This window comes from Tistrella mobilis, assembly GCF_039634785.1.
In the GTDB taxonomy this organism is placed as follows: domain Bacteria; phylum Pseudomonadota; class Alphaproteobacteria; order Tistrellales; family Tistrellaceae; genus Tistrella; species Tistrella mobilis.
In genome coordinates this window covers 1-21979 of the sequence record NZ_JBBIAB010000018.1, presented here as the reverse complement: position 1 = coordinate 21979, position 21979 = coordinate 1, and the positions used below count along the sequence as shown (strand labels likewise).

Genomic DNA, 21979 nt, shown 5'->3' with positions numbered 1-21979 from the left:
CTGCGGGCGCCGCCCGTGGACGCACGGCCGGCATCATCCTGCGGCACGGTACGCCGCCCGCGTCCGCCCCGCAAGCCGTGGGCACGCAAACCTGCCGTGTGCGATCAAGTGGTTGGAGGTCGGTGCCCGCTGTTTCGGGCGAACATCCGGGGGCGCGAAAGGTTGCCGCCGGCCTCAGCCGGCGGCACTCGTCTTCGCGGCAGCCTTCTTCGGCGAGGGCTTCTTCGGCGCGGGCTTCTTCGCAGCCGCCGCCTTGGGGGCGGTCGCCTTCTTCGGCGCCGCCTTGCTCGCAGCCGCCTTCGCCGGCACGGCATCGTCGAAAGGCACCTCGTCGGGCTCGGCCGCTGCGGCGGCCTTGCGCTTCGGCGCGGCCTTGGCCTTGGTGGCGGTGGCGGCCTTGGCGGTGGATGCCTTCGTCGCCTTGGCCGCGGGCTTCTCGGCCTTGGCCTTCGATGCGGACGCCTTCTTCGCCGGCTTTGCCTTCTTGCCGGTCGCGGCCGCGCGGGCATCGACCAGGGCCACGGCCTCGTCCAGCGTCAGCGCCTCGGGATCGGCCGCGCGGGGCAGGGTGGCGTTCACCGATCCATGCTTCACATAAGGCCCGTAGCGGCCCTTGTAGAGCGCGATCTCGCCGCCCGAGGGATGTTCGCCCAGCACGCGCAGCGGTGCGACCGAACCGCCGCGGCCCTTGGGTGCCTCGGCGAGCAGGGCGACCGCCCGGTTGATGCCGATGGTCAGCACATCGTCGTCGGGAGTGAGCGATTTGAAAGCGCCGTTATGCTTCAGATACGGGCCGAACCGGCCGATGCCGGCGGTGATCATCTCGCCGGTCTCGGGGTGCTGGCCGATCTCGCGCGGCAGGGCCAGCAGGCCGAGGGCGATGTCGAGGGTGACCGCCTCGGGCGTCAGCCCCTTGGGCAGCGAGGCGCGCTTGGGCTTTTCTTCCCCCTTGCCGCCGTCGCCCAGCTGGACATAGACGCCATAGGGGCCCTTGCGCAGGGTGACGGGCAGGCCCGTCGCCGGGTCGTCGCCCAGATGCTTGGGGCCGACATCCAGCCCGGTGGCGCCGGCTTCCGATGCCCCGTCACCGGTGCCGGCGGCACCGCCGACCGGCCGGGTGAACTTGCACTCAGGATAGTTGGAGCAGGCGACGAAAGAGCCGAACTTGCCGAGGCGCAGCGACAGCCGGCCATTGGCGCAGGCCGGACAGGCGCGCGGATCGCTGCCGTCACCCTTGTCGGGGAAGACATGGGATTCGAGCCGCGCCTCGACCGCCGTCAGCACGTCGGAGATCTTCAGATCGCTGGTGCCGTCGATCGCCATGTGGAAAGCGTCCCAGAAGGCGCGCAGCACGGCCTTCCAGTCCACCTCGCCTTCGGCCACCTGGTCGAGTTCGTTCTCGAGCCGGGCGGTGAAATCATATTCGACATAGCGGTCGAAGAAGCTGACCAGGAAGGCGGTGACCAGCCAGCCACGGTCTTCGGGCACGAAGCGCTTCTTGTCCAGCACCACATAGTTGCGGTCCTGAAGCACCGAGATGATCGAGGCATAGGTCGACGGGCGGCCGATGCCCAGTTCCTCGAGCTTCTTCACCAGCGTCGCTTCGGTATAGCGCGGCGGCGGCTCGGTGAAATGCTGGTCGGATTTCAGCGGGCCACGATCGAGCGGTTCGGCCCGCTCGAAATTCGGCAGACGCTTTTCCTCGTCCTCTTCCTCGTCGTCGCGGCCTTCCTGGTAAAGCGCCAGGAAGCCGTCGAAGGCGATGACGCTGCCGGTGGCGCGGAAGGTCGCGACCTTCGCACCGTCGGTCACCTCGATCGCGACCTGATCCAGGATCGCCGCCGCCATCTGGCTGGCGACCGTGCGCTTCCAGATCAGCTCGTAGAGCCGGAACTGGTCGTCGTCGAGATGGGACCGGATCTCTTTCGGTCGGCGGAACACGTCGGTCGGGCGCACGGCTTCATGCGCTTCCTGGGCGTTCTTGGCCTTGTTGGCGAAGCTGCGCGGCCGGTCGGGCAGGTAGCGGGGCCCGTGGACCTGGTCGACCATGTCGCGGATCGCGGCCACCGCCTCGTTCGACAGGTTGACGCTGTCGGTTCGCATATAGGTGATCAGACCGACGGTCTCGCGGCCGAGCGAGATGCCCTCGTAAAGCTTCTGGGCGACCTGCATGGTCTTTTTGGCCGAGAAGCCGAGCTTGCGGCTGGCTTCCTGCTGCAGGGTCGAGGTGGTGAAGGGGGGCGCCGGGTTGCGGCGGCCCTGCTTGCGCTCGACGTCGGAGACGCGCCAGTCGGAGAGCGCCTCCAGCCTGCCCAGCACAGCCTTGGTCTCTTCCTCGGAGCCGAGGGCGAATTTGTCGAGCTTCTTGCCGTCGAGCGCGTGCAGCCGGGCGAGCAGCCGGCGCTCGCCTGCGGCGAATTCGGCATCGATCGTCCAGTATTCCCGGCTGCGGAAGGCCTCGATCTCGGCCTCGCGCTCGCAGATCAGCCGCAGCGCCACAGACTGGACGCGGCCGGCCGAGCGGGAGCCGGGCAGCTTGCGCCACAGCACCGGCGACAGGTTGAAGCCGACCAGATAGTCCAGCGCCCGGCGCGCCTGCTGGGCGTTGACCAGGTTCATGTCGATGTCGCGCGGGTTGGCGATCGCCTTCTGCACCGCGCTTTTGGTGATCTCGTGGAACACCACCCGCTTGACCGGCACGCCCTTGAGCGCGCCGCGCCGGGTGAGGGCATTGTGGACATGCCAGCTGATCGCCTCGCCCTCGCGATCCGGGTCGGTGGCGAGGAAGAGCTGATCGGCGCCCTTGAGCGCGCTGGCGATGGCCTTCAGATGCTGTTCGGACTTCGGATCGACCTCGTAGGTCATCGCGAAGTCCTCGTCCGGACGCACCGATCCATCCTTGGCCGGCAGATCGCTGACATGGCCGTAGCTCGCGAGGACCTTGAAGTCATCGCCGAGATACTTGTTGATCGTCTTGGCTTTCGCAGGCGATTCGACGACGACGACCTTCATGAGCTGCCTTGCTGGTCTCCGCGCTTCAACGGACCCGCCGGTACCCATCTGACGAAGGGAACGTCGGGCCTTCCTCGCGCCGCGGCCGGGGCGCGGGGATCAGCCCATGCTCAGCGACACTTTCTGTCCGGGCAGGCGATCGAGCCGCCCGGCAAGTTCCAGTTCCAACAAAATCGTGAGAATGGTCGCCGCCGTCAAGCCGGACTCATGGACGAGATCGTCGAGACGTGCGGCAAACGCGCCGATCCGGCGGGGAATTTCGCGTCGGGCACGGTCGAGTTCCGCCGGATCCGGGGCCATGGGCGGCGGGGCGACGGCCGTCTCCATGACCGGTTCGGCAAGCGGCCGGTCGATCAGCGGGCGGATCGCCTCCAGCACGTCGGCGGCATCGCGGACCAGGGTTGCGCCGTCGCGGATCAGCCGGTTGGCGCCTTCCGAACGCGGATCGGCGGGGGAGCCCGGCACCGCCAGCACTTCGCGGCCATAATCGCCCGCAAGCCGGGCCGTGATCAGAGAGCCCGAGCGCGGCGCCGCTTCGACCACCACGGTGGCGAGTGTGGCACCGGCGACGATCCGGTTGCGGCGGGGAAAATGACGGGCCTGGGGTTCGGTGCCCGGCGGCTGTTCGGCGACCAGCAGCCCTTCGGCCGCGATGCGCGCCTGGAGGGCGGCGTGTTCCGGCGGGTAGACCACATCGATCCCGCCCGCCACCACCGCCATCGTCCCGGCACCGCCCGGGCCGGCGCGCAGGGCACCGTCATGGGCGGCGGCATCGATGCCGCGGGCAAGGCCTGAGACCACCACCACACCCGCCGCGGCCAGATCCGCGGCGATGCGGCCGGCGAGGCGCATGGCGGGCAGGGCGGCGGACCGGGCGCCGACCAGGGCCACCGCCGGTGCGGTGGCGACGGCATCATGACCGCGGATCTGAAGCAGGGGCGGCGGGTCGGGGATGCGGGCGAGCGGCGGCGGATAGCCGGGCTCGCCCAATGCCACCAGCCGGGCGCCGGCCGCGGTGATCCGGCGCAGTTCCGCCTCTGCCGCGCTGCGCGAGGGCGGGGTCAGTGGCCGGGACCTGCCGCCGCGTTTCGCCAGCTCCGGAATGGCCTCCAGCGCCGCCGCGGCATTGCCGTAGCGGTCGAGCAGGTCGAAAAAGGTGATGGGGCCGACCTGCTCGGTCCGGATCAACCTCAACCAGTCGAGGCGCTCCGCCCGCGTCAGCCCGCCGACGCGGGTTCTGGACATGGGCCACAGGATGCATGTGCATCCCGTTGCGCGTCAATGATCCAGGAATTATGCGCGTATGTCGCTTTTCAGTTGTAGATTCAACACCGGGCGGCGCCGGAACCTGCCGCTCCGGTCTGGCCGCGGGGGCGCGGCTCGGGGTAGGGTGCGGCGGTCTTCATACCAGGCAGATCCGCAGACAAGCAGATAATGAGAGGTGAGACCGTGTCTGGCAGAGCCGGGACAGGATGGCGGGCGGATGGGCGCCGGACGAAGGTCGCGCTGTGGCGACATCATCCGCGGCGTGACGTCTCCGCCCCGGCCCTGGTCACCGCCACGCGTGATCTGGACCGCCGGCTTGAGGGCGACCTGATCAAGCTGACCCCGGCCGGCACCTGGCAGGCGGCGGCTTTCGGCCTGACGGATTGCTGGCGGCCGGATCCGGTGGGCCTGCGCACCATTCTGCACCGCCCGGTCGCGGCCGTCGCGGACTGGGCGGGGGTCGGGCAGGCCGCGGCGGCAGCCCCCTGGCATCCGCGCGAGCAGGCGGTTCTGAAGGCGACCGCCGATATGGCGGCGACCCGCACCCGGCCGGTGCCGCTGCTGACCACGCTGTTCGCCCCGGCGACGGTTCTGGCCCAGCTGGCACCGGCGGATGTGCTGGCCCGGCATCTGGCCGAGGCGCCCGAGGCCGTGATGGCGGCGCTGGACGCGGTTGCCGGGCGGGCCGTGCGGCTGGTGGCGGCGATTGCGGCCGCGGGGGCCGACGGGGTCTATCTTGCCGCGAAGCATCGCGGCCACGGCCGCTGGCCCCTGCCCGCAGGTGCCGCCGGAGACCGGCTGGCGGCCGCGATCGACGACACCGACCGCCGCGTGATGGCCGCGGCGGACGGGCTGGGGTTCAACATGCTGCATCTTCACGAGGCCGATGCCGCAGCCTGGTGGCCCCTGCCCGCCGGGGTGGCGCGCTGGGCGGTGCATCTGGATCAGGCCGTGCTGGAAGCGCTGCCGGCACAGGCGCTGGCCGGGGCCCTGCCGGCCGTGGGGCTTGACCACCGGCTGATCGGCCGGGGCGGCCGCGATCTGGCTGCGGTGGTGGACCGGCTGCGCGCCGGGCCGGGGGCCGGGGGCCTGGTCCTGGCCAGTGCCTGCGTGCTGCCGCTGTCGGTGGATCTGCGGGCTGCGGCGCGGATGATGCGGCAGCTGCGCCGGGTGGCGACATGACCGGGGGGCCTGCCGCGACGCCCGAGGCGCTGCTGGTGCCGATCGCGCCCGACCGTCTGGAACGGCCGGTCTTCGCGGTCTTTGCCGATCAGGCGACCCGCGCCCCCAGCACCCCTGCGGTTCTGGGGCCCGGGGCTGCGACGACTTATGGCGACCTGCTGGGACAGGCGCTGCGGATCGCCTGGGCGGTCGACGGCCGGAGGGCGGCGGCCAGAGAGGGGGTGGCCGGAGAGGGGCCGGCCAGAGAGGAGCCGGAGCCTGTGGCGGTGGCGATCCCCGCCTCGGCCGGCTGCCTGGCGGCCCTGCTGGGGGCGCTTGCGGCCGGGCGGCCCTATGTGCCGATCGATCCCTCCTTTCCCGCAGCCCGCAACGAGCTGATCCTGGGCCATGCCGGGGTGCGGCTGGTGCTGACCGATCGGGCGACCGCAGCCGGGCGGCCGGAGCTGATGGCGGCGGCCACGGCCGCAGGGGCCACGGTGCTCGCCATCGACGATCTGGCGCCGCCGCCGGCCGGCTGGTCGCCCCGGGGCGGGCCGGATGATGCCGCCTATGTTCTGTACACCTCCGGCTCCACCGGCCGCCCCAAGGGGGTCTGGCAGACCCAGAGGGGGCTGCTGCACGACGTTTTTCAGTATCGGGACGTTCTGGACATCTCTGCCGCCGATCGCCTGACCTGGCTGTATTCGCCGGCGGTCAACGGTGCCATTCGCGACATGTATGGCGCGCTGCTGGCCGGGGCCGCCGTCATTCCGGTGGATCTGAGAACCGAAGGCGTCGCCGCCGCCGGCCGGCGCTTCGCGGCCACCCGCCCGACCATCTTTCACGCCATGCCGACGGTGCTGCGTGTCCTGGCCGATGGCGGGGCCGGCCCGGCGGCGCTGGGCGGCATCCGTGTCGCCTATCTGGCGGGGGAGCGCATCCTTGCCGCCGATCTGGCGCGCGTCTTTGCCGATGCGCCGGCCGATGCCCGGATCTATGTCGGCATCGGCTCCACCGAGAATGCCACCATCTACCGGCACTGGCTGATCGATCGCGAGACCTGCCCCACCGCCGGGGTGGTGCCGGTCGGCTGGCCGGTTGCAGATCGGCGCATGCGGCTGGTGGATGCCGCGGGCCGGCCGGTTCCGGATGGCGAAATCGGGGAGATCGAGGTCGAAAGCCGCTATATGGCCGCAGGCTATTGGCGGGATCCGGAGCTGACCGCCGCCACCTTTCTGACCGGCGGCGATGTGGCGCCGGGGGCACGGCGGCTGCGGCCGGGCGATCTGGGCCGGATCCGCGCCGACGGGCAGCTGGAATTCCTGGGCCGGGCGGATGGTCAGCTCAAGATCCGCGGCCATCGGGTGGAGCCGGCCGAGGTGGAGGCGGCCCTGCGCGCCCTGCCGGGGGTGGGGGATGCCGCGGTTCTGCCGGACCGGACACCGCAGGGCGAGACGGCCCTGGCGGGGGTGGTGGTGCCGGCGCCGGGGCGGCTGATCGACCCTGTGGCCCTGCGCGGCCGGCTGGCTGCGGAGCTGCCGCCGCATCTGGTGCCGCGGCGTCTGCTGGTGATGGCGGAACTGCCGCGGCTGGCCAATTTCAAGCTGGATGGCCGCAGCCTTGCCGACGGCCTGGCCGGGTTGGGGGCGGCACCTTCTGCGCCGCCCGTGCCGGAACCGGCCGGCGGGACGGGTGAACCCGCGCTCGCCGATGCCGTCGACAGGGCCTGGGCCGAGATGTTCGGCGCCTCTGCCCCACAGGCCGGCGTCACCTTCTCTGAACTGGGCGGCGACAGCCTGGAGCTGATGCGCTTCGCCGCACGGGTCGAAACGCTGGCCGGTCGGCCGCTGCCGGTCACCCTGCTGAACGGCGCGATGACCCCGGCCGATCTGCGCCGGGCGTTGCGCGACCCCTTGGGTGCCGCGACCGCCCGGATGCTGTTCTTCGTGCCGGGGGTGATGGGCATGGCCCGGCATCTGATCGTCCTGGCCGCGCGCTGCGCCGGGATGGCGACGGTGCGTCTGGTGGCCCTGCCGGACCTGGATGCGGAATTGTCCAGGCGGCGGAGCATCGAGGATCTGGCGGCGGAGGTGGCCGACAGGATCGCCGCCCATCTGACCGGTGCTGCCGGACCCGGCGGCGCCACACCCGATTTCGGCCTGGTCGGTCTGTCCTTCGGCGGGCGGCTGGCGGTCGCCGCGGCGCAGATCCTGGCGTCACGGGGGCTGACAGCCGGGATGGTGGTGGTCGGCGACATCGTCGCCAGTCATGACGATGCGGCATCCCTGCTGCAGGCGGGCAGGATCCCCGAACCGTCGCCGGGTTTCCGACGTCGGCTGGTTCGCGGGATCGGCCAGCCGATGTCGAAGCTGTTCTTCACCCTGGCGCAGAGGCCTGACCATCGGCCGCTCAGGCTGGTCGCGGCCATGGCCCGGCGGGCGGCACCGGGACGCCGGAACCGGATCCGGGTGGAACGGGCGCTGATTTCGGCCATCCGCCGGGCCATGATCGTGGGATGGCAGCCGGGACGGCTTCACTGCCGTCTGCTGCTGATCGTGACATCGCATACCCGGTCGTCGTATGCCGGGCATGGCCATCTTCTGGGCTGGGACAGGGTGTCGCCGGATGTCCGGCTGGTGGAGGTTGCAGGCGATCATGTAGCGCTCGCGACCGACGAGGCCAATCTTGCGCGCATCGTGGCCGCGATCGGGGACGCCTGGCCGGATCAGCCCTCCGCCTGATCCGTCCCGGCCCCGTCCTTCTTCTTCCCGATCTTCGGTTCGGTTCCGGCCAGCAGCCGGGCGATGTTGGTCTTGTGGCGGATGAAGACCAGCACGGCGATGAACAGCGTGACGCCGGCCAGCTCCGGCGTGGCCAGGAACCACGACAGCACCGGGGCGGCGGCGAAGGCGACCAACGCCGCCAGCGACGAGAAGCGGGTGAGGAAAGCCGTCGCCAGCCAGATGGCGCAGGCGGCAAGACCGATCCGCCAGTCGGCGGCCAGCAGCACGCCGAGCCCGGTGGCGACGCCCTTGCCGCCCCTGAAGCCCAGCCAGACCGGGAAGAGATGGCCCAGAACCGAGCCGCCGGCGGCGGCCAGCGCCGCATCGGGGCCGAGCAGGGCCAGCGCGATCAGGGTGGCGGCCGCCCCCTTGCCGCTGTCCAGGATCAGCGTCGCCAGCGCCAGGGGCTTGTTGCCGGTGCGCAGCACATTGGTGGCACCGATATTGCCCGAGCCGATCTTGCGGACATCGCCGAGCCCGGCCATGCGGGTCAGCACCAGACCGAAGGGGATGGCGCCCAGCAGATAGCCGCCCAGGGCGGCGATGACGAGCAGCCAGGGGGCGGTCTCTGCGGCCATGGGCGGGGGCTCCTGCGGGGATCAGGGGGCTGGGGTGAGAGCCTGCGGGATCAGGCGAGCTGGAAGACGGTGCGGCCGCGGACCACGGTCCGCAGCGCCCGGCCGCGCAGGGTGCGGCCATCGAAGGGGGTGTTCTTGGACTTCGAATGCAGCAGGGCCGCATTCAACACCCATTCATGTTCGGTGGAGAACAGCACCAGATCGGCGGGCGCGCCCTTTGCAAGCCGGCCGGCGGCGATGCCGAGCAGATCGGCCGGCTTCAGCGTCATCGCCGCCACCGCGTCGATCAGCGACATATGGCCGTCGCGGACCAGTTCCAGGGTCAGCGGCAGCATGGTTTCCAGCCCGACCACGCCATTGGCGGCATGGGCGAAGGGCACGCGCTTGCTGTCCTGGTCGTGGGGGGCGTGGTCGGTTGCGACCGCATCGATCGTGCCGTCGGCCAGGCCTTCGATCATGGCGTCGACATCGCGGGCGGCGCGCAGCGGCGGCGCCATCTTGGCGAAGGTCCGGTAGTCGCCGACCGCGCGGTCGTCGAGCGTGAAGTGATGCGGGGTGACCTCTGCCGTCACCGGCAGGCCGCGGCGCTTGGCCTGGCGCACGGCCTCCACCGCCTCGGCGGTGGAGATATGGGCGACGTGATAGCGGGCCTTGCCGCCGGTCAGCTCCAGCAGGCGGATGTCGCGCTCCACGATCACGGTCTCGGCCGCCGACGGGATGCCGGGCAGGCCGAGCCGGGTGGCGGTCTCGCCCTCGTTCATGCAGCCGCAGCCGGCCAGGCTGTGATCCTCGGCATGCTGGGCGACCAGCAGGCCCATGCCGCCGGCATAAGACAATGCCCGGCGCATCACCAGCGTGTCGCGGACCGGCAGGCCGTCATCGCTGAAATAGGCGGCGCCGGCTTCGGCCAGCAGGCCCATCTCGACCAGCTGTTCACCCTTCAGCCCCTTGGTGATCGCGGCCACCGGCAGCACGTTGACGAGGCCCGTCTCGCGCGCCCGCCGGCGGATGAAATCGACCAGCGCGATGTCGTCGATCACCGGCGCGGTATTGGCCATGCAGGCGATGGTGGTGACACCGCCGGCCGCCGCGGCGCGGCTGCCGGTTTCGATGGTTTCCTTGTGCTCGTGGCCCGGCTCGCGCAGATGGACATGCATGTCGACCAGGCCCGGCGCCAGCACCAGGCCGGTGCAGTCCACCACCTGCACGCCCTCGGGCACGCCGTCGGCGAAGAGGCCCTGGCCGATATCGACGATGGTCTCACCCTCGGTCAGCAGCGTGCCGATGCGGTCGGTGCCGGTCGCCGGATCGATCAGCCGGGCGTTGACATAGGCGACCCGGCCGGGCATCGGGCTGCGGTCGGGCGTCGTTTCGGCGAAGACGGGCGTGGGCATGACGCAGATGTCCCTTGGGGGAGAAGCGGCGGGCAGGTGCGGGACCGGCCCTGAAAAACCTCGGCTGTCCGGCTGTCCGGCTGTCCGGCTGTCGGGGGGCCGGCTGTGGGATCAGGCGACGGATCAGGCTGGCAGGTTGCGGCAGAGCACGTCCAGGCAGGCCTGGCGCACGGCGACGCCCAGCTCCACCTGGTCCAGGATCACGCTGCGGTCGATGTCGTCGGCCAGCTCGCTGTCGATCTCGACGCCGCGGTTCATCGGTCCGGGATGCATGACCAGCGCATCGGGGGCGGCCACCGCCAGCTTCTGGTAGGACAGGCCGTAGAAGTGGAAGTATTCGCGGATCGAGGGGATGAAGGCGCCGTGCATGCGCTCCAGCTGCAGGCGGAGCATCATCACGATGTCGACGCCTTCAAGCCCCTCTTCCATCCGGTTGTAGACCTTGACACCCATGCGCTCGATCGCGGTCGGCACCAGGGTCGGCGGCGCAATCAGCCGCACCTCGGCGCCGATGGCGTTCAGCAGGTGGATGTTCGAACGTGCGACCCGGCTGTGCAGGATGTCGCCGCAGATCGCGACCTTGAGCCCGGCGATCCGGCCGCGGCGGCGGCGGATGGTCAGCGCATCCAGCAGGGCCTGGGTCGGGTGCTCGTGATTGCCGTCGCCGGCATTGATCACCCCGGCATGGACCTTTTCCGAGAGCAGCTTCACCGCGCCGCTGTCGCCATGGCGCACCACCAGGATGTCGGGATGCATGGCGTTCAGCGTCTGGGCGGTGTCGATCAGGGTTTCGCCCTTCTTCACGCTCGACGTCGCCACCGACATGTTGATCGCGTCGGCACCGAGCCGCTTCGCCGCCAGCTCGAACGAGGTGCGGGTGCGGGTCGAGTTCTCGAAGAACAGGTTGATGACCGTCCGGCCCTTCAACGTCGACCGCTTCTTTTCGGCCTGCCGGTTCAGATCGACATAGCCGTCGGCCAGGTCGAGAAGATAGCCGATCTCGTCGGCGGTCAGCCCCTCGATGCCGAGCAGGTGGCGGTGTGCATAGCCGGTGTCCATGTGGCAGTCCCTTGACCCGACGGCCCGGCGAGCGGCTGTCGCCGGCCGTGCGCGTGCGACGGCGGGCGCGGAAGGACCCTTCCGCACCTCGGCGGCGGACTATACGGGAGCGGGGACCGCCTCTGCAAGTCCGCTGCAAGCCCTGATGCGCGTGGGGCCTGTCAGGCGAAGCGCCGGCCGCGGTCGCGGCGATAGGCCATCAGCGTCACCCAGGCGAAGACGATGCCCCAGCCCAGCAGCCAGGCCCAGTGCACCAGCGGCAGCGGCCCGTCGGCAATGGCGCTCCAGGCCAGTTCGGCATAGTGCCGGGTGGGGGTGAGCAGCGAGATCTGGTTGACGATCGCGGGCAGCATGTCGGGCGGCAGCCACAGCCCGCCCAGGAAGGCCAGCGGGAAATAGACCAGATGGGCGATCGGCACGCTGGCCCGGGCCGTGACGCTGAAACCGATGGCGAGGCCGAGCAGGGCGAAGGGCACGCCGCCCAGCACCAGCACCAGCAGCAGTTTCAGGCAGGCGAGAAAGGTGAGCGTGGCACCGTTGATCAGCACCGCGAGCAGGATGACCGGGGCCACGGCCGCGAGCGAGAAGGCAAGCGCGGTCGCCACCTGGGCGGCGATGCGCGGGCCGCCGCCGGCCGGCAGGGTGCGCAGATAGGTGAACCAGGGCCGTTCCCGCGACTGGGCGACGCCGACGCCGAACTGGAAGAAGGCGACCCCCAGCACGCCGAACAGCCCCCAGGCGGCGGCCAGGCGCCCGGCCTCGGCCGGGTTGGAGGCGTTGGTGGCGCCGAAGAACAGGTAGAGCAGCGAGGGCATGGCCACGGTCGACATGGCGAACGAGCTGGACCGGCCGAGTTCCTTGAGATTGGCCCCCAGATGCGCGCCGAACAGCCGGCCGAAACCGGGTGCGGCGGGCGCCGCCCCCGCCTGGGCGAGACCGGCCTGCTGCGGGCGGGTGGTTTCGGTTCCGGCCATCACGCAGCCTCCCCACGGCCGGTGCGCACGATCGACATCAGCGCCTCCTCGAGCGTTGCCGCCCGGACTTCGAGATCGGAGAAGGGCGCCCCGCTCATCACCAGGGCGCGAACCGTGTCGTCGGCGCGGGCGGTGACCAGGACGATTTCGGTGCCCGAGCGCTCGACCCGCTCGATCCCGAGCGCCTTGGCGTCGAGCGGCGGCAGATGGGCGGCGGTGAAGCGGACCCGGCGCAGGCTGACCCGGCCGCGGATGTCGTCGAGCGCACCTTCGGCGACGACGCGCCCCTGATCGATCACCGCGATCCGCCGGGCGAGCGCCTCGGCCTCTTCCAGATAATGGGTGGTGAGCAGCACCGTGCCGCCGCCGGCGACATAGCCGTCGACGGCCGCCCAGAGCATGCGCCGCGCCTCGACATCCAGGCCCGTGGTCGGCTCGTCGAGGAAGACCGCGGCCGGGCGGCCGGCGAAGGCGAGCGCCACCGCCAGCCGGCGCTTCTGCCCGCCGGACAGCCCGCCGGTCTGGCGGGCGGCAAGCGGGGTGAGGCCGAAACGGTCGAGCAGTTCCGCCTTGGGCACCGGGTTCGGATAATGGGCCGAGACCAGATCGATGACCTCGCCCACCTTCAGCGTTTCGGGGAAGCCGGTGTCCTGAGGGGTGGCGCCGACCATGGCGCGCGCCGCCGGATCGTCGGGGCTGCGGCCGAACAGCTCCACCCGGCCCTGATCGGGCTTGCGCAGGCCCAGCAGAAGGGAAAGCGCCGTGCTCTTGCCGGCCCCGTTGGGGCCGAGCAGGGCCAGCACCTCGCCGCGGTGAAGCGTCAGGTCGATGCCGTCCAGCGCGGCCATCGCGCCATAGCGCTTGGTCACGCCGATCAGGGCCGCGGCCACATCGGCTGTGGCGCTGCGGCGGGCGGGATCGGTGGCGGCGACGGACCTGGACTGTCTCGGCTGGCTCACGGTTTCCTGTCCCTGCGGCGGATGATCGTCTCGTTCCGGCACGCGGCGGCGCCTTTGGGCTTGGCGGTAACGCCTTGGAAGCACGAGGTCAAGCCGAAAGCTGTGCGGGGCGTCACGGCACGACCAGGGCCAGCATCAGCGGCATGGTGATCAGCGCCGCGAAGGTGCTGACGGTGATGACCGCCGCGGCGAGCGGCGCATCGCCCCCAAGCTGGCGGGCGAGAATATAGGCCGACGTCGCCGTCGGACATGCGGCAAAGAGTACCGCAACCACCCGGGTGGTGTCGTCGGCGCCGAAGGGCCAGAGGATCAGCAGGGCGATCAGCGGCATGCCGAGCAGCTTGATCGCGGTCGAGAACCCGATGGCGAAGGCGGCCCGGCCGTCCAGGCGCAGCGACAGCCCGGCGCCCACCGACAAAAGCGCCAGCGGCAGAGAACCGCGGGCCAGGATGTCGAGCACGCCGTCGACCACCGGCGGCAGGCCCAGCCCCGAGACGCCGAGCGGAATGCCGATCGCGCAGGCGATGATCAGCGGGTTGGTGACGATCAGCCGCAGCAAAGGCGGGTGCTGCGGCGCATCCTCGCCCGGCGGGACGGCACAGGCCGCCACGCAGATCACCGAAATCAGGTTCAGCAGCGGCACCATCGCCGCCACCGCAAGACCGGCGAGCGCCATGCCCTGCTTGCCGGCGATGGCGGTGGTGGCGGCGAAGGCGACATAGGTGTTGTAGCGCAGCGCCCCCTGGAAGACCGAGCTGAAGCCCGGCCCGTCCACCGGCAGCAGCCGGCGGATCAGCACCAGCGCGCCCGCCATGATCAGGATGCCGCCGGTGAGCGCCGCGGCCATCGGCACGGCGCTGGCGGCGGGAAAGGCGCCGCGGGCGGTGCTGGTGATCAGCAGGGCCGGAAACAGCACCAGATAGGTCAGCCGGTCGATCATCGGCCAGAAGGCATCGCCCGGGATCTTCGCCCGCTTGAGCCCGGCGCCGAGCAGGATGACGGCAAAGACGGGCAGAAGGGCGAGGAAGGTCTCGGTCATCGGGCGATCCGGCGGGAGCGGGCGGGGGGGCAGGCGGGGGAGCTAAGCATGATCCGCGCCGACCGGGGGTGCAATCCCCGTGGTGGCGGAACGGTGCTCCGATCCTGCACGGCCCTGCGGAATTGAACGGTGTTCGGGTGCGGAAAGGTTGCGTCATCACCGGTCAGCGGCCAATCTTGGCGGCAAGATGAACCTCGCGGGGGGCTTTCGACCCGCGCCGGCCGCCCCCGCGCCGGAAGAAGAGGTGAAGATGACCGAGTTGAACGAACTGCTGGGCGCCGTCTCGGGCGTCGTCTGGGGGCCGGTGACGCTTGTGCTGCTGCTGGGCACCGGCGTCTATCTGATGCTGGGGCTTGGTTTCCTGCCGCTCCGGCGCATCGGCACCGGCTTCGCGCTGGCCTTCGGGCGCCGCAAGCCGGGCGATACGGCCGTGGCGGGCGAGATCAGCCCCTTCCAGGCGCTGGCCACGGCGCTGTCGGCCACCATCGGCACCGGCAATATCGCCGGCGTCGCCACCGCCATCGCGCTCGGCGGCCCGGGGGCGGTGTTCTGGATGTGGATCACCGCGCTTTTCGGCATGGCGACCAAGTTTTCCGAAGCCGTGCTGGCGGTGAAATATCGCGAAACCGACCTGTCCGGCGCCCATGTCGGCGGGCCGATGTACTACATCCGCAACGGGCTGGGCGCGAAATGGGCCTGGCTGGGCCTGCTCTTCGCCCTGTTCGGCATGCTGGCCGGGTTCGGCATCGGCAATACGGTGCAGGCCAATTCCATCTCCACCGCCATGGAACACAGCTTCGGCGTGCCGCTCTGGGTCAGCGGTCTGGTCATGGTGGTGCTGGTCTTCGTGGTGGTGATCGGCGGCGTGCGCCGGATCGGTGCCGTGGCCGAGAAACTGGTGCCGGCGATGGCCGTGTTCTATATCGGCGGCGCGGCGCTGGTCATCCTGCTGGGCATCGACCGGGTGCCGGCGGCCTTCGCCACGATCATCGACGGCGCCTTCAACGGCACCGCGGCGGCCGGCGGCTTTGCCGGGGCGACGGTGATGGCCGCGATCCGCTTCGGCGTCGCCCGCGGCATCTTTTCGAACGAGGCGGGCCTGGGCAGCGCCCCCATCGCCCATGCCGCCGCCCGGACCAATGATCCGGTCCGCCAGGGCCTGATCGCGATGCTCGGCACCTTCATCGATACCATCATCGTCTGCACCATGACGGCGCTGGTGATCGTGATGTCGGGCCTGTGGACCGAGGGTACCAGCGGCGCCCCGCTCAGTTCCGCGGCCTTCGAGGCGGGGCTGCCCGGTTTCGGCGGCTGGATCGTCACCATCGGCCTGGTGCTGTTCGCCTTCACCACCATTCTGGGCTGGAGCTATTACGGCGAGCGCTGCGCCCAGTTCCTGTTCGGCCCCAAGGTCATCCTGCCCTACCGGCTGGCCTGGGTGGCTGCCCTGTTCGCGGGCGCCGTGGCCGATCTGGGCCTGGTCTGGACCATCGCCGACATCCTGAACGCGCTGATGGCGGTGCCCAACCTCATCGCCCTGCTGGCGCTGTCGGGCACGGTGTTCGCCACCGTGAAGGCCTGGAAGGCCGGCCAGGCCTGATCGGCCTCTGCCGATCAGTCCTTGCCCGCACGGGTTCTGAACCGGGCGCGCAGCTCTGCGGCGCGCCCGGGCTTTTCCACCTGGCGGCCGCGGGCGATGGCCAGCGCATCCGGGGCCACGTCTTCGGTGATCACCGAACCGGTGGCGATATAGGCGCCGTCGCCGATCGTCACCGGCGCCACCAGGCAGCTGTCGGAGCCGATGAAGGCATCGGCGCCGATCACCGTCTGCCATTTGCCGACGCCGTCATAATTGCAGGTGATGGTGCCCGCGCCCAGATTGCTGCGCGCGCCGATCCGGGCATCGCCGACATAGGACAGATGGTTGACCTTGGCGCCCTCGCCGAGCGTCGCATTCTTGATCTCGACGAAATTGCCGACATGGGCGTTCCGGCCAAGCTCTGCCCCCGGCCGCAGCCGGGCGAAGGGACCGACCGTCGCACCGCCGTCGACGGTGCAGCCCTCCAGATGGCTGAAGGCGCGGATCACGACCCCGTCGGCGATGCTGACCCCGGCGCCGATCACCACATTCGGCTCTATGACCACGTCGCGGCCGATGCAGGTATCGGCCGACAGGAAGACCGTCTCGGGGGCGATGAGCGTCGCACCCTCGTCCATGGCGCGCAGCCGGAGCCGGGCCTGCAGCGCGGCCTCGGCCGCGGCAAGCTCGCTGCGGGCATTGACGCCCAGCACCTCGTCGGCATCGGCGGCTTCGACGGCCACGGCGCTGCGGCCATCGGCCCGGGCGATGGCGACCGCATCGGTCAGATAGTATTCGCCCTTGGCGTTGTCGTTGCCGATCCGGTCCAGGATCGACAGGGCGGCTGCGGCATCCAGGCACATCACCCCGGAATTGCACAGGCCGATGGCGCGTTCTTCGGTTGTCGCCTCCCGGAACTCGACGATCGCCTCCAGCCGGCCATCGGCATCGAGCTTGAGCCGGCCATAGGCGCCGGGATCGGCCGGGCGGAAGCCCAGAACCGCAACCGCGGCATCCTGCACGCGCCGGGCCTCTGCCAATGCGGCCAGGGTTTCGGGCCGGATCAGCGGCGTGTCGCCATAAAGCACCATGACGTCGCCGCCATCGGCGGCGGCCGCCTCCAGCGCCGGCCGGGCGGCCAGCACCGCATGGGCCGTGCCCAGCTGCTCGGTCTGGTCGTGGACGGTGACGTCGGGGGCGGCCCTGGCCAGCACCGCCCGCACCCGATCGCCACCGGCACCCACCACCACCGCGATCCGGACGGGCGACAGGCTTCGCGCGCCGTCGATCACATGCAGCACCATCGCGCGCCCGGCCACGGCATGCAGCACCTTGGGCAGGTCGGAACGCATACGTGTGCCCTTGCCGGCGGCGAGAACGATGCAGGTGATCCGGGTCATGGAAACGGCCTCAGCGAAGACAGGCAGAAACGGAAGGGCCGACGATAGCCCGGCACGGGCGGCACTGCCAGCCCGCAGCGAGTGCTCCCTGGATTGACGGCGCCCGGGATTGACGGCGCCTGGGATTGACGGGGACGGGGCGGCGACCGAAGATCCCCGCCGCCATTCATCCACAGCCACATCGCGCCGTACCAGAAAGCCCCCCTCATGACCGGTGTCCGTTTCGACCGCCCCTTGCGCGTTCTGCAGGTGATTGAGGCCACCCTGGGGGGCGCCGGGCGCAATGTCATCGACCTGGCCGAGGGCATGGCGGCGCGCGGCCATCAGGTCACCCTGGTCTGGTCGGCCGAACGTGCCGACGGCCCCTTCCTGGCAGGGCTGCGCCAGCTGGGCGGGCGGGTGGAGACGGTGGAGCTGTCGATGCGCCCCGATCTGCATCCGGGCGACCGCCGGGATCTGGCGGCGCTCGGTGCGATCATCGCGGCCTCGGGGCCGCTGGACGTGCTGCATCTTCACGGGTCCAAGGCCGGGCTGCTGGGCCTGCTGGCGGCCCGGCGGCAGCGGATCCGGGCAAGGGTCTACACCCCACACGGCCTGGCGACGCTCGACCCCGACCGGGGCATGATCGGGCGGATCACCGCCGGGCTGCGGGAACGGCTGCTGGCCGCGCGCGCGACCCGGATCATCGCCGTCTCCGAGGACGAGCGCGTCCATGCCCGGGAATATCTGAAAATCGATCGCCGCCGGCTGGAGCGGGTGGCGAACGGCATCGCACCGCCCGAACCGGTGACCCGCGCCCAGGCCCGCACCGAACTGGGCCTGCCCCAGGACGCGCTGGTGGTGGGCTTCGTCGGCCGGCTGGTCGCCGAAAAGGGCGCCGACCGGCTGCCGGCACTGGCCGAGGCGGTGCGGCAGATGGGGCTGGATCCCGTCTGGGCGGTGGTCGGCGACGGCCGCGATGCCGGCCGGATCCGCGCCGAAGCGAAGCGGCGCGGCATCGACCGGATGGCCTGGCTGGGGGTGCAGAACGGTGCCCGGGCCATGGCCGCCTTCGACCTGCTGGTCATGCCCAGCCGCTGGCAGGGCCTGCCCTATACCCTGATCGAGGCCCTGCACCGCCGGCTGCCGGCGGTGGTGATGGATGCAGGCGGCGCCCGCGAGGTCCATGGCACGGGCCAGGCCGGCATCGTGACCCCCGCGGGCGATGTTCAGGCGATGGCGGCGGCGGTGGCCGGGCTGCTCGCCGACGAACCCGCCCGCCGCCGCATGGCCGAGGCGGCGGGCGGGCTTGCCCGGGAATATTCGGTCGAGGCGATGGTCGAGCGCACGCTCGGCGTCTATGCCCGGGCCCTGGCCCAGGGCTGAGCGCGATCCTCGCCGGGATCCCGGACCGACACCGGCATGTCCGGGGTCAGTCCGGGGAGCCTGTCCGGGACGAGGCCTGCGGTCAGACCGTCTTGACCATCACATGGCGGACGACGGTGTAGTCCTCCAGCGCGTACATGCTCATATCCTTGCCATAGCCGGACTGCTTGATGCCGCCATGGGGCATTTCGTTGGTCAGCATGAAGTGGCAGTTGACCCAGGTGCAGCCGTATTGCAGGCGCGAGGCCGTCGCCAGCGCCTTCTTCACGTCGCTGGACCAGACCGAAGAGGCGAGGCCGTAATCGCTGTCATTGGCCCAGGCCACCGCCTCGTCGACATCCGAGAACCGGGTGACCGAGACCACCGGCCCGAAAACCTCGCGGCGGACGATCTCGTCGGACTGGCGGGCGCCGGCGACCACCGTCGGTTCGTAGAAGAAGCCGCGGCCCGGCGCCTGGCGGCCGCCGGTGGTGATCTCCACATGATCCAGCTCGCTCGCCCGCTCCACGAAAGAGGCGACGCGGGCGCGCTGACGGGCGGAGATCAAGGGGCCGATATCGTTCTGGCTGTCGTCGGCCTGTGCGAACCGAAGCCCCTGCACGGCCGAGGACAGATCGGCGACCAGCCGGTCGTAGATCTTCGGCCCGGCATAGATCCGGCAGGCGGCGGTGCAATCCTGGCCGGCATTGTAGTAGCCGAAGATCTTCACGCCTTCGACCACCGCCTCCAGATCGGCGTCGTCGAACACGATCACCGGCGCCTTGCCGCCCAGTTCCAGATGGGTGCGCTTCACCGAGCGCGCCGCCGCGGTCAGCACCTTCTTGCCGGTGGCGATGTCGCCGGTGAGCGAGACCATCGACACGCCCGGATGATCGATCAGCCGCTGGCCGACGCTTTCACCGCGCCCGACCACCACATTGACCACCCCTTCGGGGAAGATTTCGGCGATCAGACCCGCCAGTTTCAGCATGGTGAGCGGGGTCTGTTCCGAGGGCTTGATCACCACGGTGTTGCCGCCGGCGAGCGCCGGGGCGAGCTTCCAGGCCGCCATCATCAGCGGATAGTTCCAGGGCGCGATCGACGCGACCACACCCACCGGATCGCGGCGGATCATCGAGGTATGGCCGGCAAGATATTCGCCCGCCACCGCGCCGTGCATGCAGCGCGCGGCGCCGGCGAAGAAGCGGAAGCAGTCGACGATCGCCGGCATCTCGTCGGCGAGCACCGCATGGCGCGGCTTGCCGCAATTCAGCGCCTCCAGCGCCGCGAAGCCTTCGGCCTCGTCCTCGATGCGCTGGGCGAGCTTCAGCAGCAGGGCGGCACGTTCGGCCGGCGTGGTGCGCGACCAGCTGCCGAAGGCCCGGCCGGCCGCCGCGACCGCCGCATCCACCTGATCGGGGGAGGCCTCGGGCAGGTCGAGCAGGGTTTCTTCGGTCTTGGGGTTCAGGATCGTCTCGGGCGTGTCGGTGCCCGCGACGAAATCGGCGCCGATCAGCATGCGCGTGTCCAGGGGCGTGTTCGCATCCATCGGACGGTCTCCTATTTTCCGGAGCCTTCGACCGCTTCGCCGCCGCGGGTGAGGTAATAGGCGGCGAGGATCGGCAGGAAGGTGACGATGATGACCAGCACCGCGACGACATTGGTCACCGGCCGCTGCCGCGGGCGCACCAGTTCCGACAGCATCCAGATCGGCAGGGTGGACTGCTGACCGGCGGTGAAGGTGGTGACGATGACCTCGTCGAAGGACAGCGCGAAGGCGAGCATGCCGCCCGCGAGCAGCGCCGTCGCGGTGTTGGGCAGGATCACGTGAAAGAAGGTCTGGAAGGCGTTGCCGCCGAGATCCATCGAGGCCTCGATCAGCGACGGGTTGAGCCGGCGCAGCCGCGCGACGGCGTTGTTGTAGACGACCACGATGCAGAAGGTCGCGTGGCCGAGCACGATGGTCCAGAACGAGAAGGGGATGTCGGCCACGCCGAAGGCGGTGCGCATCGCCATGCCGGTGACGATGCCGGGCAGCGCGATCGGCAGGATCAGCAGCAGGGTCACCGGCTCGCGCCCGAAGAAGGAGAAGCGGGCAAGGGCGCCTGCGGCCAGCGTGCCCAGCACCAGGGCCAGCGCGGTGGCCATGGCGGCCGCCTTCAGCGACAGGCCGACCGCATCCCAGATGTCCTGACGCCCCCAGACCACCGCGAACCATTTGAGCGTCAGCCCCGGCGGCGGGAAGGCATAGGACTTCTCTTCGGTCGTGAAGGCATAGAGGACGATGAAGGCCAGCGGCAGATGCATGAACAGGATGCCGAAGCCGGCCGCGAGCTTCAGCCCGCGCGAGGGGCGGGAGAGGTCAGACCGCATCGAAGGCCCCCATGCGCTTGGCCGCCGTCAGGAACAGGGCCATGACCAGGATCGGCACCACCGCGAAGGCGGCGGCGAGCGGCAGATTGCCGGCGACACCCTGCTGCATGTAGACCGCCTGGCCCAGAACCAGGGCCGAGGTGCCGATCACCTGCGGCACGATGTAGTCGCCGAGGGTGAGCGAGAAGGTGAAGATGCCGCCCGCCACCACCCCCGGCATGGCCAGCGGCAGCACGACGTTGCGGAAGGTCTGGCCGGGCGTGGCCCCCAGATCCGACGAGGCCTCGATCATGCTGGCCGGCACCCGTTCCAGTGCGGCCTGGATCGGCAGGATCATGAAGGGCAGCCAGAGATAGAGGAACACCACCACCATGCCGGTATAGCTGACCGAAAGCGACGGCCCGCCCACCAGCGGCAGGGACAGCCAGCCATCGAGCAGGCCGGCGAGGCCCAGCCGGTCCGCGAACCAGCCGATCGCGCCTTCCTTGGCCAGCAGCAGCTTCCAGGCGTAGAGCTTGACCAGATAGCTGGACCAGAGCGGCATCATCACCGCCAGATAGAAGGCGGCCTTCATCCGGCCGCGGGCATAGCGGGCGGCATACCAGGCGACGGGGAAGCCGATCACCGCCGCCAGCACCGTCACCACCGAGGCGATCGCGATCGTGCGCAGCACGATGTCGAGATTGGCCGGGCGCATCAACTCGCCGAAGGTCTTGAGCGTCGGCTCGTAGATCAGCGTGCCGGCGAATTCGTCGATCGAGAACAGCGAATGGGCGAGCAGGGTGAAGAGCGCGCCCAGATAGACCACGCCCAGCCAGAGCAGCGGCGGCACCAGCAGAGAGAGCAGCAGCAGGCGCCTGCGACGCAGCAGCAGGTCCGAGAGCCGGCGGACGGGACCGCCTGCCATGGCGGTCGGCGGGGCGGCCGCGGCGGCGGTGCTTGTATGAATTCCACTCATCGGGCCGTCTCCTGATAGGATGTTTGGCCTGATAGCCGGGAGAGGGTCGCCGCGTTGCGCTCGAAGGATGATCTTCGTGCATGAGATTGGCGCCCTCGCC

The 21979-nt window shown here is 70.5% G+C and carries 16 protein-coding genes; 4 read left to right on the top strand and 12 right to left on the bottom strand.

Going from position 1 to position 21979, the window contains the following annotated elements; genetic code table 11:
- Positions 1-174: 174 nt before the first annotated feature.
- Together topA and dprA are read right to left on the bottom strand one after the other, a co-directional pair.
- A complete protein-coding gene (gene topA, locus WI697_RS20955) occupies positions 175-3012 on the bottom strand; it encodes a type I DNA topoisomerase (RefSeq protein WP_345959829.1) in 2838 nt (945 codons plus the stop codon).
- A 99-nt stretch (positions 3013-3111) separates the two neighbouring features.
- On the bottom strand, positions 3112-4257 hold the full coding sequence (dprA, locus tag WI697_RS20950) for a DNA-processing protein DprA (RefSeq protein WP_345959828.1): 1146 nt from the start codon (positions 4255-4257) through the stop codon (positions 3112-3114).
- A gap of 204 nt (positions 4258-4461) precedes the next feature.
- On the opposite strand from dprA, the gene WI697_RS20945 reads away from it, so the two are divergent.
- Entirely contained in the window at positions 4462-5460 is a 999-nt protein-coding gene (locus WI697_RS20945) for a uroporphyrinogen decarboxylase family protein (RefSeq protein ID WP_345959827.1), read from the top strand.
- Complete coding sequence (locus WI697_RS20940) at positions 5457-8180, top strand: AMP-binding protein (RefSeq protein ID WP_345959826.1); 2724 nt, start codon at positions 5457-5459, stop codon at positions 8178-8180. The genes WI697_RS20945 and WI697_RS20940 overlap by 4 nt, the downstream gene beginning before the upstream one ends.
- On the opposite strand, the gene plsY is transcribed toward WI697_RS20940, so the two are convergent.
- The 6 genes from plsY to WI697_RS20910 all read right to left on the bottom strand — a co-directional run bounded on the left by plsY (position 8165) and on the right by WI697_RS20910 (position 14225).
- Positions 8165-8800 (bottom strand): glycerol-3-phosphate 1-O-acyltransferase PlsY, encoded by a 636-nt coding sequence (gene plsY, locus WI697_RS20935; RefSeq protein WP_345959825.1) that lies wholly within the window; start codon positions 8798-8800, stop codon positions 8165-8167. The two genes, WI697_RS20940 and plsY, sit on opposite strands and share 16 nt — an antisense overlap.
- A 50-nt stretch (positions 8801-8850) precedes the next feature.
- Positions 8851-10194 carry a dihydroorotase gene (locus tag WI697_RS20930; protein WP_082828433.1) on the bottom strand — a complete coding sequence of 448 codons (1344 nt, stop codon included), beginning with the start codon at positions 10192-10194 and terminating at the stop codon, positions 8851-8853.
- Positions 10195-10317: 123 nt separating this feature from the next.
- Positions 10318-11253: an aspartate carbamoyltransferase catalytic subunit gene (locus tag WI697_RS20925; protein ID WP_014746061.1), complete on the bottom strand. Its 936-nt coding sequence runs from the start codon at positions 11251-11253 to the stop codon at positions 10318-10320.
- Between the two features lie 161 nt (positions 11254-11414).
- The gene (locus tag WI697_RS20920) at positions 11415-12227 is read right to left on the bottom strand and encodes an ABC transporter permease (RefSeq protein WP_345959824.1); all 813 of its coding nucleotides are present in this window, start codon (positions 12225-12227) and stop codon (positions 11415-11417) included.
- The gene (locus WI697_RS20915) at positions 12227-13075 is read right to left on the bottom strand and encodes an ABC transporter ATP-binding protein (RefSeq protein WP_345959856.1); all 849 of its coding nucleotides are present in this window, start codon (positions 13073-13075) and stop codon (positions 12227-12229) included. The genes WI697_RS20920 and WI697_RS20915 overlap by 1 nt, the downstream gene beginning before the upstream one ends.
- 223 nt (positions 13076-13298) lie before the next feature.
- On the bottom strand, positions 13299-14225 hold the full coding sequence (locus WI697_RS20910) for an AEC family transporter (RefSeq protein ID WP_062763460.1): 927 nt from the start codon (positions 14223-14225) through the stop codon (positions 13299-13301).
- 250 nt (positions 14226-14475) lie between these two features.
- Here WI697_RS20910 and WI697_RS20905 point away from each other — a divergent pair, with 250 nt between their 5' ends.
- Positions 14476-15825, top strand: coding sequence for an alanine/glycine:cation symporter family protein (locus tag WI697_RS20905; RefSeq protein WP_296714254.1), 1350 nt, complete (start codon positions 14476-14478; stop codon positions 15823-15825).
- Between the two features lie 14 nt (positions 15826-15839).
- Here WI697_RS20905 and glmU read toward each other — a convergent pair whose 3' ends face one another.
- Positions 15840-17204, bottom strand: a complete 1365-nt coding sequence (gene glmU, locus WI697_RS20900) for a bifunctional UDP-N-acetylglucosamine diphosphorylase/glucosamine-1-phosphate N-acetyltransferase GlmU (RefSeq protein ID WP_345959823.1) — start codon at positions 17202-17204, stop codon at positions 15840-15842.
- Positions 17205-17411: 207 nt separating this feature from the next.
- Between glmU and WI697_RS20895 the strand changes: the two genes are divergently transcribed.
- Complete coding sequence (locus WI697_RS20895) at positions 17412-18569, top strand: glycosyltransferase family 4 protein (protein WP_345959822.1); 1158 nt, start codon at positions 17412-17414, stop codon at positions 18567-18569.
- 82 nt (positions 18570-18651) lie between these two features.
- Here WI697_RS20895 and WI697_RS20890 read toward each other — a convergent pair whose 3' ends face one another.
- The 3 genes from WI697_RS20890 to WI697_RS20880 are packed head-to-tail and all read right to left on the bottom strand — an operon-like array spanning position 18652 to position 21879.
- Complete coding sequence (locus tag WI697_RS20890; protein WP_345959855.1) at positions 18652-20079, bottom strand: gamma-aminobutyraldehyde dehydrogenase; 1428 nt, start codon at positions 20077-20079, stop codon at positions 18652-18654.
- A gap of 29 nt (positions 20080-20108) precedes the next feature.
- The gene (locus tag WI697_RS20885) at positions 20109-20921 is read right to left on the bottom strand and encodes an ABC transporter permease (RefSeq protein WP_345959821.1); all 813 of its coding nucleotides are present in this window, start codon (positions 20919-20921) and stop codon (positions 20109-20111) included.
- Positions 20911-21879 (bottom strand): ABC transporter permease, encoded by a 969-nt coding sequence (locus WI697_RS20880; protein ID WP_385998904.1) that lies wholly within the window; start codon positions 21877-21879, stop codon positions 20911-20913. Before WI697_RS20880 ends, WI697_RS20885 begins: the two co-directional genes overlap by 11 nt.
- Between the last annotated feature and the right edge of the window lie 100 nt (positions 21880-21979).